A 14,913-nucleotide genomic window follows, 5' to 3' on the forward strand; every position below is an offset into this window, starting at 1 on the left:
GCCCCGCCCCAGGAAGTCGGCAATCCGGTAGCGCCCCCCGACGACCTCGCCGTCGAAGAGACGGCGCGCCGGGTCCTCGAGCCGAGGCTGTGTCGCATCCAGTGGGATTGAACGCATGTGCGGGGGGCCGCCCGCCGGCATGATAACGAAGATTCAGGTTATCCGGGGGGTTGCTTTCACCCGGGTGATACACGGGTTGTTACACACCCGGCACCGGGCGCCTTTCCTACTGCCCTCCGGGGTAGGAGGGCCCGCCTGCCGGAATGTTCAGCGGCCGATGAGGCTCGCCAGGCCCCGGCCGCCCTGGATGGCGCCGAAGATGAGGGCTCCGAAGTAGCCGATGGTGCCCAACGTCATGCCGTGGCCCGCCAGGATGGCGTAACCGTCACGCTGAAGAATGCCGATGGCGAAGAACAGCGCGGCCAGCGCGGGCAGGGTGTTGCTGAACGGCACGAGGCCGAACGGCGCCATCAGCAGCACGCCGGCGACGAACAGCATGAAGCCGTTGAAGCGGTTGGTGCTGGCGCCGTGGGTGAGCGCGAGCAACCGCGGCTTGCTCAAGCGGTCCACCTTGGTGAACACGTCGGCGCCCTTCTCCAGCGCGGGCTGGAGCGACGCGCGCGCGAGCTTCCTGTCCATCAGCTTGCGCGGCAGCCAGGGCACGCGGTTGAACGTCACGCCCACGCCGATGAGGACGATGAGCGCGCCGAACACGGTGGAGACGCCCGGGACGGACACGGGCAGGAGGAAGGGGAAGGTGAGGATGCAGCAGAAGAGCAGCAGGCCCTGCTCGCCACACGACTGCATCAGCTCGCGCACGGTGAGCGACTCGGGCAGCCGCGCGGCCAGGGACCGCAACGTGGCGGACAACTGGGTCTGGGTGTCGGAGAACTGAGCGGAGGGCGAGGACGACGAGGGCGTGGACATGGACGCCCGCTGACTACCACGACCGGCCGGCCCGTGGTCAGCTCCAGGCGATGTCGTACACCGCCTCCTCGCCCTCCCGACGAACGACCTGTACGGAGGGGTGACGAGCGCCGCTGGCCTCGAGTCCCGCGAGGAAGAGGCCCACATAGAAGCCCGCCACCACCACGGGCCGGCAGGTGAGCGCGTAGCGCCCGGGCCCCCGAGGCTCCAGCGACGCCTCCAGGTAGTTGGTGCCCGTGCGCAGGTTGCGCGTCATCCGCGCCAGCATCCGTTCAGGCCCCAACAGGCGCACGGTGGTGAGCAGCGCGCTGCCGATGAGCGTGGAGCCGAAGCCCTCGACGAAGCGGCGGCCCACGACGACGGCGCCCTCTTCCAGCGGCATCTGCGGCGCCAGCGTGTCCGCGGCCACCTTCAGCGCGCCCAGCCACACCTCCAGCGGATAGGCGGGGGCGAGCCGTCCGTTCGTGTCGATGCCCACCTGCTTGAGCCGGCCGACGCAGCGCTCATCGAGCTGGTCTCCCAGCGCGCGGATGAGGCCTTCAAAGCTCTGGGGGAAGACGAGAGGCTCGCGGGTGTCCAAGGCGGGCGGATGCTAGACACAGGACACCGCGCTCCGCATCCGGCAGGTTGCCGAATTCGCGGGAACTGAAACATCCACTGGTGAACATCTGTCTCGTCCTCGGGGATGACCCAGGGAGTGCGCGTGCCTATCTCGAAGGCGCATGCGCGGGTGGGTGGCCTGGGTGGTGGCGGCGTGGGTGCTGACGGGGTGCCCCGTCGCGTGCACGGAGGAGCGACCGAAGCCGTTCCAGCTCACGGGTGAGGTGGGCTCGCACGGGCCGGACTTCGCGGTGGCGCTGTATCAGACGGTGGGTGTGCGCATGGCGCCGGGCAACCGGCTGACGTGGGCCAACAACGGCGCCGTGTTCGACGTGATGGAGGAGGAGATTCGCAAGGCGCGCTCCTCCGTGCACCTGGTGATGTTCATCTGGCGACCGGGGCGTGCGTCGGACCGGATGGTGGCGGCCATGGCCGAGCGGGCGCGCGCGGGGGTGGCGTGTCGGGTGATGGTGGACCCCTTGGGCAGCGCGGGCTTCGAGACGGACGTGAAGCCACGCCTGGAGGCGGCGGGCTGCCGGGCGCACCTGTTCCGACCGCTGCCCGCGGACGAGAACCTGGCGCGCAACCACCGCAAGCTCTTGGTGGTGGATGGCCGCGTCGGCGTCACGGGCGGGTTGGCGATTCAGGACGAGTGGCTGGGCGAGGGCCTGCGTGAGGAGGAGTGGCGCGACACGAACGCGCGCGTGGTGGGCCCGGTGGTGGAGCAGATGCAGCAAGCGTTCGCGGAGAACTGGCAGGAGACGACGGGAGAGCTGTTGCCCGTGAGCGACTTCCCCACGCTGGCGCAGCCGGTGCCCGGGCTCGACGACGCGGGCGCGGGCTGGGCGGCCTTCGTGGGCAGCACCGCGAACCCCGAGGTGACGCGAGCGGAGCGGCTGACGCAGTTGATGGTGCGCGCGGCGACGAAGCGGCTGTGGATTGCCCAGTCGTACTTCACGCCGAACGGGCCGCTGTCGGAGCTCTTGCAGGAGCGGGCGCGCGCGGGAGTGGACGTGCGCGTGCTGGCGCCGGGGGACCTCAACGACCAGGAAATCATCACCGTGGCGCAGCGCGCGACGTACTCCTCGCTGTTGGAGGCGGGCGTGCGCGTCTGGGAATACCAGCCGTCGATGATGCACGCGAAGACGATGCTCGTGGATGACCGGCTCGTCCTGGTGGGCTCCATCAACTACGACCCGCTGTCCTTCAACGTGCTGGAGGAGGGCTCGCTGGTGCTGGAGGACCTGGACGCCGCGAAGCAGATGGAGGCCTTCTTCCTGGAGGACCTGACACACGCGCGCGAGGTGGGTGACTCCGGGCAGGCGCGGCGCTGAGCAAGCGCGACACGTCCGATAGGCGGCGTCGCTTCGTGGGCGGACTGGGCAGCCTCGCGACAGTGTGCTGAAGAGGGGCCACCCCTTCCCGCCGCTGGAGCCGCCGCCATGACGCAGCCATCCCGCCTTCTCTTCGTCGCCGGAGCCACGGGCGCCACGGGGCGCAACGTGGTGAAGCAGGCCCTGGCGCGCGACGTGCCGTTGATTGCACACGTGCGCCCCAAGAGCGCGGACACCGAGCCGGCGCGGAGCTGGCCGCGCAAGGCCGTCGTCGAACTGGCGAGCGGCGAGCCGCTGGCGGAGGCGATGAAGGGGAGCACCACGGTGCTGCAGCTCATCGGCACGATGCGCAAGCGCTTCGCGTCGGGGGACACGTACGAGTCGAGCGACATCGGCACCACGCGGCAGCTCGTGGAGGCAGCCAAGCGCGCGGGGGTGGACCACCTCGTCCTGCTCAGCTCGATGGGCGCGGGCCGGCCGGTGGGGGCCTACTTGAAGGCGAAGGCGGAAGCGGAGCGACTGGTGCGCGAGAGCGGCATCCCCTGGACGGTGGTGCGCCCGCCCGCGTTCGAGGGCGAGTACCACCGCCCGCCCGCGCTGCTGCGCACGCTCTCGAAGCTGCCGCTGCTGGGCGGGCTGCGGCCCATCCACCTGGACCAACTGGCCGCCGTGCTGCTGCATGTCGCCCAGAAGCGAGCACCGCTGAACACGGTGCTCGAAGGGGACAGTCTGTGGCAGGAGGTGGCGGCGGCCGGCGCGTGAGTTCTCCACGTGCCGGCCTGGAGCCAGGGCCTCGCGCTCAGCGCGTCTCGCCCGTCACCTTGGGGAAGTACTGGTCGAGGAGCCGGAACCGCTCCGGCATCAGGGCCCGAATCTCCTCCTCGTGGGGCGTGCCGCGGACCTGCTCGTAGAGCTTGACCGTCTCGGAGAAGTCCTCCTCGGCGGAGTCCGTGGCGTAGTTGGACGGAATCACCACGTCGCGCTCGGCGGCGGCGGCCCAGTCCTGCCACTGCTGACTGCTCGGCCCCCCCCACTCTTTCTTGGAGATGGTGTGAGCCAGCTCGTGGACGAGGGTTCCATTCACCTGGTCCTGCGTGCGCTTGTCGGGCACGGGATGGATGGACACCTGCCCATTCTGGTCAGCGGTCATGTACGCGCGGAAGTTGGGATTGCCGGTGGCCCGGGCGTTCTTCGCGTCATCCTTGTGCGGCTGGTTGCTCACCGTCACATTCTTGAGGTTTTCCCGAGCCCAGGGCGGCAGCGCTTCGATTCCCCGGGCGACCTCCTCCAGGGTGGGCAGGTGCATTCCCGCGGGCACCTGATTGGGGGGCGGCATGGTCACGATGTAGTCGCGCCCACCCACGGTGACGCGGTGGTCAGTGGTGCCCGACGGCCGCGTACCAAGGAGCTTCGTCGGGTTCTCCAGAGGCCGAGGTTCACCCTGCTCCGGGACGGTGGGCACCTGTCGGGGGACACCGGCGCGGTCACCGCCCGTGGGGCTCGACAGGAACCTCCGCAGATAGTCGGTCTGCTCCGTGGCGTTCTGCTCGTTGGGGTCCAGGTAGCCACGATTGACGTTGTTGAAGAGCGACTGCCGCATGGGCTGCGACAGCTGCGGATTGTTTCCTCCCGCCAGGCGCACCAGCGCCTCCTGCTCGTTGCCCTGAAGGCCGGCGAACCCCTGGCTGTCGAGCACGGTCTGCAACGTCCTGCGGTCCTCGGGGCCCAGGTTGTTCCAGGCCGTGTTCACCGCCTGCTGCACGCCCTCCGGCAGCGGGCGCCCGTTCGCGGACGTGGGCGCATCCTCGCGCGCCACGTATCCACGGCCGGTCGTCAGGGAGTCCACCTGCGCCGCATGAGCGTTGAGCTGGCTCTCCACGCTGGCAATCTGCCGCTCCATGTCCGCGAGCTGCGCGGCCGTGGCCGGCGTCTGATTGCCCGTGGCACCCGCGATGCCTTGATTGAGCGTCGCCTGCGCGGCCTCCAGACTCCGGAGGATGTTGGAGAGCTTCTGCACCTCGAGCCGGGACTCGAAGCCCTGGCTGCCGTAGCCCGGCATGCCGGTGATGGCCTGCTTCACCTTGTCGATGAGCTGGCGTGCCTTGCCCACCGCGCCCTCGTAGCGCTGGAGCACCCGCGCCGTCTCCATGTGCGCCTGGATGTCCTCGGCCGTCGCTTCCGGGCCCGCCTCGATGCGCACCCTGCCGTCGTCGTAGCGCACGTGCGTCGTGCGACCCTGGAGCTCGGGGTTGCGCACCACGGGCACGGGGGGACGTCCCGTGTTGTCCGTTCCCACCTCGGGCGTCTGCGCGGGCGTCGTGGCGCCCGGCCGGTCCGTGCGCGACGGGCCTGCCGTCGGGGGCACGGGGATGAGCTGTCCCGTCGCGGGGTTCACCCGGTACTCGGTGGGCGCGGGACGATTCTCCACCGTGTTCTGGGGAGGACGCCCGGTCTGCTCGGGTCCACCCGTCGTGCCGGGCCGGGTGTCGGTGCCCGTCGTCGTGCCGGGTCGATTGTTCGTGCCCGTCGTCGTGGTGCCCGGCCGGTCCGTTCCGCCCGTGGTGCCGGTATTCCCCGTCGAGCCGTTGGTGCCATCCGAGCCATTCGACCCGTTGGAGCCGTTGCTCCCCGACGTCCCGTCGCGCCTGCGTCCGCCGACGCTGACGGTGGTGCCCGCGCCGCCGTTGGCGCCCTCGGCCGTGACGTCGCGGTGGCGGGCGTTGACCTCGAAGTCCACCACGCCCAGCTTCGCGCCCACGCCCAGCTCGCGGTCCTTGAACGAGCCCGAGGTGAACTTCGCCTCCAGGTCCAGGCCGTCGAAGGCGTTGTCGAACTTGCCGTCCATCAGGTTCTTCGTCACCTGCTGGAGCTGCTCACCCTTCAGCCCGCTGATCTCCGCGGTGAAGAACTTCCCCGCGGGCCCCGCGTCCACCGAGCCCGACACGGAGATGCTCGTCTCCGCGGGCCCCGCGAACGCCGCGGTGGCGGGGCTCGCGATGAACGCCAGCACGTCCTTGGCGTCCAGCTTGCTGGCATCCAACGGAATCTTCGTCTCCAGGCTCACGGAGCCGGTGACTTCTCCGCCGATGTTGAGCCCCGCGTCACCCTTGAGTCCTCCGGCGATGCTCGCCGCGCCGGAGCCCTCGATTTCGAGCGACCGCACCAGATGCGTGGGCTTGCCGTTCTCGAACTCCACCCGGAAGCTCGCCGTCGCGCCGATGCTGGCCGACAGCTCCGCGCTGGCCGGACCCAGCTTCCCGCCGAGGCCCGCCTCCGCCTCCGCGCCCATGTTCACTTCCATCGCCGACAGGTGGTCGAGGAGGAACTTGTGGTCCTCTCCACCGGAGGCCAGCGCCGCGGGCCCCTTGCCCAGGATGACGGCCGCCTTGGCCGCCTCCTCCGGCGTGTCGAACGTCATCTCCATGCGGCCACCGGCCGACACCGACGCCGAGCCCACCAGGCCCACGCCGACATCACCCGTCACCTCCGCCGACAGCTGGTACTTCCCGTCGGCCGTCTTCTCGACCTCCACCTCGCCTTCGATGCCGGCCTTCAGGCCCACCTTGACGTCGAGGTTGCCGCTCAACGTCAGCGTGTCGCCCGGGCTGTTGAGCTTCTTGATTTCGTCCGCCACCGCGCCTTCGATGGGCGCGGTCACCTGGTCGATGACGTAATCAATCGGCTTGAGCACCGCGTCCTTGGCGAAGCCCAGCGCGTCCTTGGCGAAGTCTCCCGCCGCGCCCGCCAGGTCCCCGAGCCCCTCGGTGACGAAGTCCTTCGCGTCCTGGTACCAGGGGAGCTGGCGCTCCTTGTCGAGCTCCTTGGGCTTCGCGCCCGACGCCACCTTGCCGTCGGCGCCCGTCTCGAACTCGACGTGGTCGTACTTCCACCGGTTGTCGTCCGCCTCCTGGAGGCTCTTCACCTGCGTGGGCTCGTGCTTCATCTGGAGCTGGCCGTCGGGGCCCACGGTGCCGGAGGAGTTCAACACCGTCTGCGTCCGGTTCGCGTAGCCGTCGTCGAAGCGGCTGCCGTCCGGGTCATACCCCGTCACGGTGGTGTTGCTGGTGATGTTGCCCTGCGTCTGCTTGGTGAGGGCGGGCAGCGAGTCGGTGGACGCGGCGTCCTTGGGCCCGTAGGTGACCTCCTGCTGGCTGCGCGCCACCTGCACGCCGTTGCCGTTCTTGTCCGACGCGAGCGGCTGCGTGGACACCGACTCCGTCTTCTGCGTGGAGGTGGCGGGCTCGCCCTGCGCGTTGAAGCGCGTCTCCTCCGTCAGCGTGAGGCTGGACTCGCCGGGCTTGAGGGTGGTGGGGTCCCGGTTCGTGTCGTGGTGGTCCTCGCCCTTGGAGGCGTCGTTCAGGGCCTTGCCCTGCTTCGCCTCGAAGTCGCTGACGGCGTTCGCGTCGAAGCCCGGAGTGTGGATCTCCGTCTTCTTCACCTGCTTGGCGGGCAGGCCCTGCGCGTTGAACTCCGTGTCCGTCGTGACCGTCGTCGGGCCCTGGGGCGTGTTGGGCCGTCCCACCAGCGCCGCCGAGGGCTTCTCCATGCGCACCTCTTCGGAGCGCGACTGGGGCAGTGCCGTAGCGGGGTTGTACTTCGTGGTGGACGTGGTGGTGGTGGCGCCCGTCTCCGGGCTCTGCGTCGTCTGGCTCTTGCGCGACTCCAGGCTGGTGGTCTTGCCCTGCGCATCCGACGACCTCGTCCACGTCGTCTCGCTCGTGCCACCTTCCTTCGGTGACTCCTTCGCCGTCACCGTGGACGTGTAGCTGCCATCGGGCTTGATGGTGACCGTGTTGCCGCTCTTCGCGTCGGACAGCACCGTCTCGCCGGTGGAGGCGTTCTTCTTCACGTCGTAGTTCGCGCCCGAGGACGGGTCGGTGAACTTCTGTCCGTCCGCCAGCTTGGAGGCGTCCTGGACGTCCTTCGCATCCACCGCGTCGAGCGAGGCGGGCGACCCGTCCACGGGCTTCGGCGCGGGGACCTCGGCCTTCGGGGGAGCGGTGGTGCCGAGCAGCTTCTCCAGCTCGGCCGTGCGACTGGAGCCCTCGAACGCGGAGACCAGCTCGTTCTTCTTCGGCTTGACGCTGTCGATGTCCTTCTGCGTGAAGGGAGGAGTCTTCTTCTCCTGGGTGGCGGCGGTGTTCGCCTTGCCCATGGCCTCCTCGGCCTTCTTCGCGGTGAGGGCGACCTTCTCCTCGGCGGCCTGGAGCTGCTTCTCCGCGGCGGCGGCCTTCTGCGCGGCGGCCTGCTTCGCCTTCTCCGCGTTGGCGGCGGCCGTCTTCGTCTTCTGGGCATCCTCCGGTTTCTGCCCGGGCTTCTGCGCATTCTTCTGCGCGTCGGCGGCGGCCTTCTGCGCGGCGGCCTGCTGTCTGCGCGCGGCCTCCGCGGCCTTGCGTGCTTCCTCCGCGGCCTTGCGCGCGGCTTCGGCGGCCTTGCGCGCGGCCTCCGCGGCCTTGCGCGCTTCCTCTGCTCGTTGCCGAGCTTCCTCGGCGCGACGCGCGGCCTCGGCCGCTGCAGCGCTCGAAGTTCCAGAACCACCACCCGTAGGTGACAGACCGCCCATGGAACATCCCCTTTTCGTCAGAACCGACACCTCATTATCGGAGGAATGAGAAAACGATTTCCTCCGACACTCCTGAGGGGTCTGGATAGTTGCTGAATGAGTCCTATCCGGAAACAGGCGTTAGATACCAACAGGCCTGCCCGCATGCAGAGCAAAGACTGGCAGGGACGCGCGGCAACGCCTCGCAGCGACACGCGGTGAAAACCAGCCACCCCGCAATGTCTGACATGTGGGCCTCGCCTGCCCACGGAAGGGTCTCACCAGAATTCTGGGAGCCACATCAAACCAACCAGGCGAACGGATTCGCAGTGCGAAACGTGGGAGCCCGAACAGAGTGCCCGCCGCGCGCGCCTCCGGAAACACCTCGGGCCCGAGCGGAGACTCCGCCCGGACCCGAGGTGACTTCGTCGAAGTCGCGCGTCAGTTCTTCGCTTCGGTGGCGCGGCGGATGCGGTCGAAGTCGAAGTTGGGCGACGGGTCCTGCTTCTTGTCGGTGATGTCCTTGTGACCGACCAGGTTGTCCGCCGGCACGTCGTAGCGCTTCGCCAGGTAGGGAACGAGCTGCTCGAGCGCCTTGTACTGGGCCTCGGTGTAGCCGTCCTTGCCGTCGCCCTCGTTGACGATTTCGATGCCAATCGAGCGATCATTCACGTCGCCCGGCTTGCCCGGCAGCGAGCCTTCACCGGCGTGCCACGCGCGCTTCTCGTCGCCGACGAGCTGGTAGATGGTGCCTTCCTTGCCAATCACGTAGTGCGAGCTGACGTCGCCCCGCCCCGTCACGTCCTTGTACTTGGACTCGAGCCAACCCATGAACGACGTGGGCTTGCCCGTCAGCGTCTCCAAGCTGCTCTCATCCGAGGGGTCCGCGGTGTGGTGCAGGACGATGGAGTCGATGTCCTGTCCCGCGGGCCTGTCATTGAAGTTCTTGGAGGGGCGGACGACCATTTCCGGCGTCGGGTTGGTGGGGTCCGTGGAGATGGGCGTCAGCGGCTGCGGCGCCGCGGGCGCGGGCGGCGGCGTGGGGGACGGGCCCGGGCTCGGAGAGGGCGTGGGGCGCGCGGCCTTCGGCTGCTCGAAGCTGTCCACCGGCTTCGGCGTAGGGCCCGCCGTCGGCTGAGGCGGCGGCGGAGGCGGACGCGGCTCTTCGGACCTGAAGGGACGCAGGAGGGTGTTCTGAACAAAGCGCTGAAGCGGAGCAACCATGGGGTGTGGTCTCCAGGGAAAACAACGACGTGACTGGGTTATCGCGCACCCGGTGTTCCCAGTTGCGGTTTCTTCGAGAGAAAGAACCCCGCACCCACCCGGAGTTCCTCCCGGTACCACCTCACGGTTCGAGGCCGGCGACGCTGTAATGCGCGGGCGGCCCATCGAGGTCCTCGGCGGCGCCTTCGCGCCATGGCCTCGCGGCGGAACCGCACATCCATGGATCAGCCCCAGGCACCATCGCGAGCGCCGTGGACCTGTGGTTGGCCGCACAGTGGCCGCGCGCGTCGCTCCCTGCTCGCGACGCCCACCGTCTCGCTGGCCGAGCAGGCCCAGGCGAGCACGACCTCACGGGCGCGCTGAGTGTTGTCCGAACATGGCATGGGTAACACAGTGGCGGGTCTGGGCGCCGTTTTGACGTGGACGCGGTAGCGTGGGCCCCTGCTCATTCTTCGATCGAGACACCCCATGCATCGTCTCCTCATCGCCGCCCTGCTCTCGCTGTCCCTCGCTGCATGCTCGGATGACCCCGACCCTTCTCCGCCGACGGATGCCGGCGCGGACGCGGGCGTTCCGGATGACACGGATGCGGGCTCGGATGCCGGGACGGATGCGGGCTCGGATGCGGGGCCTGGGCCTTGGACGGATGCGGGCAGTTCGCACGGCACGGGGAAGCTGCCGTGTGACAGGACGGGCACGGTGGTGGACGACACCAACCAGACGTATACGTTCTGTGTCGCGCAGGTGGCGGGCGTCGAGCTGAAGATTGTCGAGCCTCGCGCGGGCATCGTCCCCGTGCCGCTGAACCTGGCCATCTACCTGCATGGCGACGGGGCTCGGGCGCACACGGGAAACACGGCGCCGCGCCTGCAGGCGCCGTGGGCGTTCGACCACGACACGCTCTATGTGTCAGCGCTCGCGCCGAACAAGTGCGCGTGGTGGACGAAGCCCTCGTTGACGACGTGTACGGACACCGCGACAGCCGCGGACCGGGACGTCGCGGGAGACAATGCGCGGGCGCTGACGGAGGTCATCGACACCTTGCGCAAGCGCTGGGACCTCAACAACGAGCCCATCCTGTTCGGCGGGTCTTCGGGGGGCTCGGTGTTCCTCACGGCGAGCTTCCTGCCGAAGTACGGCAGTCGCTATCGCGGCATCTACGCGCTGGGGTGTGGCGGCGAGGCGCCGTGGAGTGGCGCGCTGGACTGGGACAGCACTCGGCCCGAGCTGCGCGGACCGACGAAGCTGTTCTATTTGTACAGCGACCAGGATGAGTATCTCCCGGACATCCGGGCCAGCATGACGGAGTACCGCAGGTTCGAGGTGCCGCTGGTGGAGAAAGTCATCGCGGGAGCGGGGCACTGCGTGTTCGACGATATCGGCGGAGTGAAGGACATCTGGGCGGCGGCGCTGGACGCGAAGTAGTCGCGGGCAGGACGCCCGGCATCGGCGGTGAGCTCCGGATGCCGGGCGTTGCGTGGGTTGGAGTCGTGGGCAGGGGTTACTTGACGCAGTTGCCCCAGCCGCGCTTGCCATTGACGACGGTCATCTCCCAGAAGCGGGTACCGGCATTGTAGTCGATGCTCACGCCGTCCGTGTAGCTGCTGGTGTTGAAGTGGCCGCCGATGCCGGAGAGGAGGCAGGCGACGCTGTCGGGGTTGTAGGCGAGGTTCTCGGTGAAGCCGCCCGGATCTCCGGCGACCCAGAGCCAGCCACCGTGGTTCTCGGGCACGTCGACACACACGGCGCTGCCGCCGCCATCGCCCGCGAGGTTTCCGCCGAGGTACCAGTTGAGGCCGTCACTCCAGACGCGGACATAGTCCGAGTTGGAGTTGAAGCCCCCAGAGGCCTCGATGGAGGTGAGGAAGCAGCGACGCTGCGCGGTGGCGGCGCCGAGGAGCTTCGCGGCGGAGCCCTGGTACCAGGACACCTCGGCCGTCCGGTTGGCGGCGGTGGCGAGGCACTGGATGCCAGTGGAGAGCGCCTTGCTGTTGTTCTGGCTGACGTAGACGGTCCAGTTGCCGCCGCTGATGAACGTGCCGGTGCCGCTCCAGCTTCCGGTGACGCGCGGCACGAGGTTGCCCTGGACGCCAGAGAGGAAGCAGGTGCGGTTGGTGGCGGTGCCGATGGCGGTGGAGGTGAAGCCGTTGGTGGAGGTGCCCCACCAGTACGTGCCGCCGAGGGCGACGCCCTGCTCGACCTGCGCCGGGGACTCGTCACCGGCGACGGGTGCGGTGTCCGTGGGCTGCTCCAGGGGCTCGCCGCCGCAGCCGACAGTGAGGGCGGTGAGTGGCAGTGCGAACAGCAGGTTGCGCACGGCCTGTCGTGAACACATCGAGTGCATGAGTGGGCCCATTCCTTGTGAGTGAGTCGCTGCGACGTGCTGGAGCGCGGTGATATGCGCAGGGCACGCCGACGGTGTCCCCGTGACGCGGGCCGCGGGGTGCGGACCTGTTTCATCACGGAGCGGGGACACGCAGAGCAACTCGGGTGCCAAGGGATTGGGGGCACCGTGGACGTGGGGATGATGCAGGTCTTGCACTGTTTCGTGAGGAGGTCCGTGCAAGTGCTGCTCGGTGTTGCAGGGGTTGCACGGTGGGCCGGTGCTCAACGCCTTTCGGCAGCAGCCGTCCGTCCAACACCTTGTAGAGTGAAGGCCCAGCCGCCCCCCTGCCGCACGAGCCCTGTTTCTGAAAGGAGCCGTTCCTGAAGATCTCGAACATTCCCTTCTGCACGACGGACTGGAGCGCGCTCCAGCCAACGGAGCACCCGGGGGTCTCTGGGAAGGCGCTCTGGCGGACTCTCCAGGCGGGAGACATCCGGGTCCGGCTCGTTGAGTACACACCCGGATACGTGGCGGACCACTGGTGCAGCCGCGGCCACATCCTCCTCGTGCTCGAGGGAACGCTGCTCACGGAGCTGAAGGACGGACGGCGTTTCGAGCTCGGGCCGATGATGAGCTACCAGGTCGCGGACGACGACGGGGCCCACCGCTCATCGACAGAGACAGGGGCCAGACTCTTCATCGTGGACTGACGTCGCGAGTGTTCCCCTGGCGGCGTCACATGCGAGGCTTGCATGCTGACAAGCTCAAGCCCACCCTTGGGAGCAGGCGCCGTCGCATCAGTCCCCCCAGCGTCACGATGAAGGGAAGCAGTGTCTCGACGAGCAAGAGAACAAGGTACGCCCGCGCTTCGGGCGAAGAGAGTTCGGCCCGGAGCATCGGGCCGACGTCAGCGCTGAAGAAGTCGTTCTGGAGCCAGACGAAGGCCCAGAGGACCGACAGTGCACAGGCCACGCGCCACAGTCCGTCTCGGCGCCACAGCACCAGCAGCGCACAGAGCGCGGACATCATGACAGTCGCAATGACCGGAACGGACTCCCAGGGGGCCAGCTGCTTGTCCAGCACCTCTGCCCAGCACAGGCCAGGGAACAAGATGACGCCCAGGGCGACCCGGTATGTGTGTCTTTCCATGGATGTGGCTCTCCAGCCTCGGTCCTCACCGGACTGCAAGGAGTCCGCCAACCAGTCACGAGAGAGCCTCCACCTACTCCTTCACCGCGCCCGCCGTGAGTCCGGACACAATCCTTCGCTGGAACAGCACGGTGATTACCACCAGGGGCAGCGTGGCCACCACGGACGCCGCGGCAATCTCTCCCCATGGCTCACGGTACTCGCTGGCGAACAGGCTGATGGCCACGGGCACCGTTCTCTTCTCCGGTGTCGTCAGGAACGTCAGCGCGAACAGGAACTCGTTCCACGCGAAGATGAAGACGAGAATCGCCGTGGTCGCCAGCCCCGGCGCCGCCAGGGGCAACAACACGCGGCGGAACGCCTGGAACGGCGTGCAGCCATCCACCCGCGCCGCTCGATACAGCTCGTCCGGGAGCTGCCGGAAGAACGACGTCAGCACCCACAGCGTCAGCGGCATCGCGAACGTCGCATAGGGCAACGCCAGTCCCACCAGGCTGTCCCTCAGGCCCACGGCCCGCAGGATGAGATACAACGGGCTCACCGTGGCAATCGGCGGAAACATGCTCACCGCCAGCGCCGCGCTCAACAGCAACCCCTTGCCTCGGAACTCCAGCTTCGCCAGGGCGAACGCCGCCGCCGAGCCAATCACCAGACAGAACACCGTCGTCAGCGCCGCGACCACCAGCGAGTTCAACACCACTCGCAAGAAGGGCCTCCCCCACAGCACGCTCACGTAGCTCTCCAGCGTCAGGTGCGAAGGCCACGGCCTTGTCAGCTCGCCATCCGGCCACAGGCTCGTCAGCACCTGCCAGAAGAACGGCCCCAGGAAGAACGTGAGGAACGCCACCACCGCCAGCGCCGTCCCCACGCCCGCGCGTTGTCTCATCGCGCCTCCTCCTGCCGCCCCAGCAATCGCAGCCACACCGCCGCCAGCACGACGACGCACAGGAACGTCGCCACCGACAACGTGCTCCCGTACCCGAAGTCTCCCGAGCGCATCAGCGTCTTGTACGCATAGATGCTCAGCGTCTCCGTCGTGTTCGCCGGCCCTCCCTCCGTCAGCACGTAGATGGCGTCGAACACCCGGAACGCATCCAACGAACGGAACAGCAACGCCAGCAGCAACGCCGGCTTCAAGAGCGGCAAGGTGATGGAGCGGAACGTCCGCCACGACGACGCACCGTCCACCCTCGCCGCCTTGTAGAGGTCCTCCGGAATGCCTTGCAGCCCCGCCAGCACCAGCAGCGCCACGAAGGGCGTGGTCTTCCACACGTCCACGAGGATGGCCGCGTGCAGCGCATACCCGGGCGCGCCCAGCCAGTTGATGTCACTCCCCAGGAGCAGGCGATTGATGAGCCCGTAGTCCGGATTGAACATCCACGCCCACAGCCTCGCGCTCACCACCGTGGGAATCGCCCACGGCACCAGCACCGCCGCGCGCAGCAACCCTCGCCCCGGAAACGCGCGCTGGAGCAGCAGCGCCAGCGGCACCGCGAGCAACAGCTCCACCCCCACGGCCACCACCGCGAAGTAGGCCGTGTTCCCCAGCGCCGCCCAGAACCGCGCGTCCCCAAGCAGGTACGCGTAGTTCCCCAACCCCACGAAGCGCCGCTCCCCGAAGACGAGGATGAAGCGGTGCAGGCTCAGCCACACCGCCGCGAGAATCGGATACAGCGCCACCGCCGCGAGCACCAGCACCGCGGGCGCCACCAACCAGTACGCCTGTCTGCGCTCCCGCTCCAGCGAGCCCCTCGCACGCGCCCCTCGCCCCTCGGAGGTCATCGCGCCGCCTCCTCGAAGCCCCGTACCCG

At 68.6% G+C, this 14,913-nt stretch carries 12 protein-coding genes; 4 read left to right on the forward strand and 8 right to left on the reverse strand.

Annotated elements, in window-relative coordinates:
- Positions 1–267: 267 nt before the first annotated feature.
- Positions 268–927 (reverse strand): exopolysaccharide biosynthesis protein, encoded by a 660-nt coding sequence (locus HR086_RS35555; protein ID WP_141645850.1) that lies wholly within the window; start codon positions 925–927, stop codon positions 268–270.
- A gap of 37 nt (positions 928–964) precedes the next feature.
- Positions 965–1,507 carry a DUF2378 family protein gene (locus HR086_RS35560; RefSeq protein WP_141645851.1) on the reverse strand — a complete coding sequence of 181 codons (543 nt, stop codon included), beginning with the start codon at positions 1,505–1,507 and terminating at the stop codon, positions 965–967.
- 142 nt (positions 1,508–1,649) lie between these two features.
- Here HR086_RS35560 and HR086_RS35565 point away from each other — a divergent pair, with 142 nt between their 5' ends.
- Positions 1,650–2,861 carry a phosphatidylserine/phosphatidylglycerophosphate/cardiolipin synthase family protein gene (locus HR086_RS35565; protein ID WP_217442073.1) on the forward strand — a complete coding sequence of 404 codons (1,212 nt, stop codon included), beginning with the start codon at positions 1,650–1,652 and terminating at the stop codon, positions 2,859–2,861.
- A 108-nt stretch (positions 2,862–2,969) separates the two neighbouring features.
- On the forward strand, positions 2,970–3,623 hold the full coding sequence (locus tag HR086_RS35570; RefSeq protein WP_174467847.1) for an SDR family oxidoreductase: 654 nt from the start codon (positions 2,970–2,972) through the stop codon (positions 3,621–3,623).
- A gap of 37 nt (positions 3,624–3,660) precedes the next feature.
- Here HR086_RS35570 and HR086_RS35575 read toward each other — a convergent pair whose 3' ends face one another.
- The gene (locus tag HR086_RS35575) at positions 3,661–8,424 is read right to left on the reverse strand and encodes a hypothetical protein (protein ID WP_174467848.1); all 4,764 of its coding nucleotides are present in this window, start codon (positions 8,422–8,424) and stop codon (positions 3,661–3,663) included.
- A gap of 420 nt (positions 8,425–8,844) precedes the next feature.
- Positions 8,845–9,627, reverse strand: coding sequence for an N-acetylmuramoyl-L-alanine amidase (locus HR086_RS35580; protein WP_174460498.1), 783 nt, complete (start codon positions 9,625–9,627; stop codon positions 8,845–8,847).
- A 468-nt stretch (positions 9,628–10,095) separates the two neighbouring features.
- Here HR086_RS35580 and HR086_RS35585 point away from each other — a divergent pair, with 468 nt between their 5' ends.
- Complete coding sequence (locus tag HR086_RS35585) at positions 10,096–11,052, forward strand: hypothetical protein (RefSeq protein WP_174458138.1); 957 nt, start codon at positions 10,096–10,098, stop codon at positions 11,050–11,052.
- Between the two features lie 76 nt (positions 11,053–11,128).
- Here the strand turns inward: HR086_RS35585 and HR086_RS35590 are convergent, their stop codons facing one another.
- Positions 11,129–11,971: a hypothetical protein gene (locus HR086_RS35590; protein ID WP_246137490.1), complete on the reverse strand. Its 843-nt coding sequence runs from the start codon at positions 11,969–11,971 to the stop codon at positions 11,129–11,131.
- Between the two features lie 377 nt (positions 11,972–12,348).
- Between HR086_RS35590 and HR086_RS35595 the strand changes: the two genes are divergently transcribed.
- A complete protein-coding gene (locus tag HR086_RS35595) occupies positions 12,349–12,663 on the forward strand; it encodes a DHCW motif cupin fold protein (RefSeq protein WP_373564396.1) in 315 nt (104 codons plus the stop codon).
- 25 nt (positions 12,664–12,688) lie between these two features.
- Here HR086_RS35595 and HR086_RS35600 read toward each other — a convergent pair whose 3' ends face one another.
- From HR086_RS35600 to HR086_RS35610, 3 genes are all read right to left on the reverse strand, one after another.
- The gene (locus HR086_RS35600) at positions 12,689–13,102 is read right to left on the reverse strand and encodes a hypothetical protein (protein ID WP_174467849.1); all 414 of its coding nucleotides are present in this window, start codon (positions 13,100–13,102) and stop codon (positions 12,689–12,691) included.
- Positions 13,103–13,175: 73 nt separating this feature from the next.
- A complete protein-coding gene (locus HR086_RS35605) occupies positions 13,176–13,988 on the reverse strand; it encodes a carbohydrate ABC transporter permease (protein WP_174467850.1) in 813 nt (270 codons plus the stop codon).
- The gene (locus HR086_RS35610) at positions 13,985–14,884 is read right to left on the reverse strand and encodes a carbohydrate ABC transporter permease (RefSeq protein ID WP_174467851.1); all 900 of its coding nucleotides are present in this window, start codon (positions 14,882–14,884) and stop codon (positions 13,985–13,987) included. Before HR086_RS35610 ends, HR086_RS35605 begins: the two co-directional genes overlap by 4 nt.
- Positions 14,885–14,913: the final 29 nt, after the last annotated feature.

Origin of the sequence: Myxococcus sp. CA039A (assembly GCF_013336645.1) — a bacterium.
In the GTDB taxonomy this organism is placed as follows: domain Bacteria; phylum Myxococcota; class Myxococcia; order Myxococcales; family Myxococcaceae; genus Myxococcus; species Myxococcus llanfairpwllgwyngyllgogerychwyrndrobwllllantysiliogogogochensis.

Bases quoted from the DNA above. Each gene is read 5' to 3' on its own strand.
- HR086_RS35555 (WP_141645850.1), bottom strand. From the start codon at position 927: ATGTCCACGCCCTCGTCGTCCTCGCCCTCCGCTCAGTTCTCCGACACC.
- HR086_RS35565 (WP_217442073.1), top strand. From the start codon at position 1,650: ATGCGCGGGTGGGTGGCCTGGGTGGTGGCGGCGTGGGTGCTGACGGGG.
- HR086_RS35570 (WP_174467847.1), top strand. From the start codon at position 2,970: ATGACGCAGCCATCCCGCCTTCTCTTCGTCGCCGGAGCCACGGGCGCC.
- HR086_RS35575 (WP_174467848.1), bottom strand. From the start codon at position 8,424: ATGGGCGGTCTGTCACCTACGGGTGGTGGTTCTGGAACTTCGAGCGCT.
- HR086_RS35580 (WP_174460498.1), bottom strand. From the start codon at position 9,627: ATGGTTGCTCCGCTTCAGCGCTTTGTTCAGAACACCCTCCTGCGTCCC.
- HR086_RS35585 (WP_174458138.1), top strand. From the start codon at position 10,096: ATGCATCGTCTCCTCATCGCCGCCCTGCTCTCGCTGTCCCTCGCTGCA.
- HR086_RS35590 (WP_246137490.1), bottom strand. From the start codon at position 11,971: ATGCACTCGATGTGTTCACGACAGGCCGTGCGCAACCTGCTGTTCGCA.
- HR086_RS35600 (WP_174467849.1), bottom strand. From the start codon at position 13,102: ATGGAAAGACACACATACCGGGTCGCCCTGGGCGTCATCTTGTTCCCT.
- HR086_RS35605 (WP_174467850.1), bottom strand. From the start codon at position 13,988: ATGAGACAACGCGCGGGCGTGGGGACGGCGCTGGCGGTGGTGGCGTTC.
- HR086_RS35610 (WP_174467851.1), bottom strand. From the start codon at position 14,884: ATGACCTCCGAGGGGCGAGGGGCGCGTGCGAGGGGCTCGCTGGAGCGG.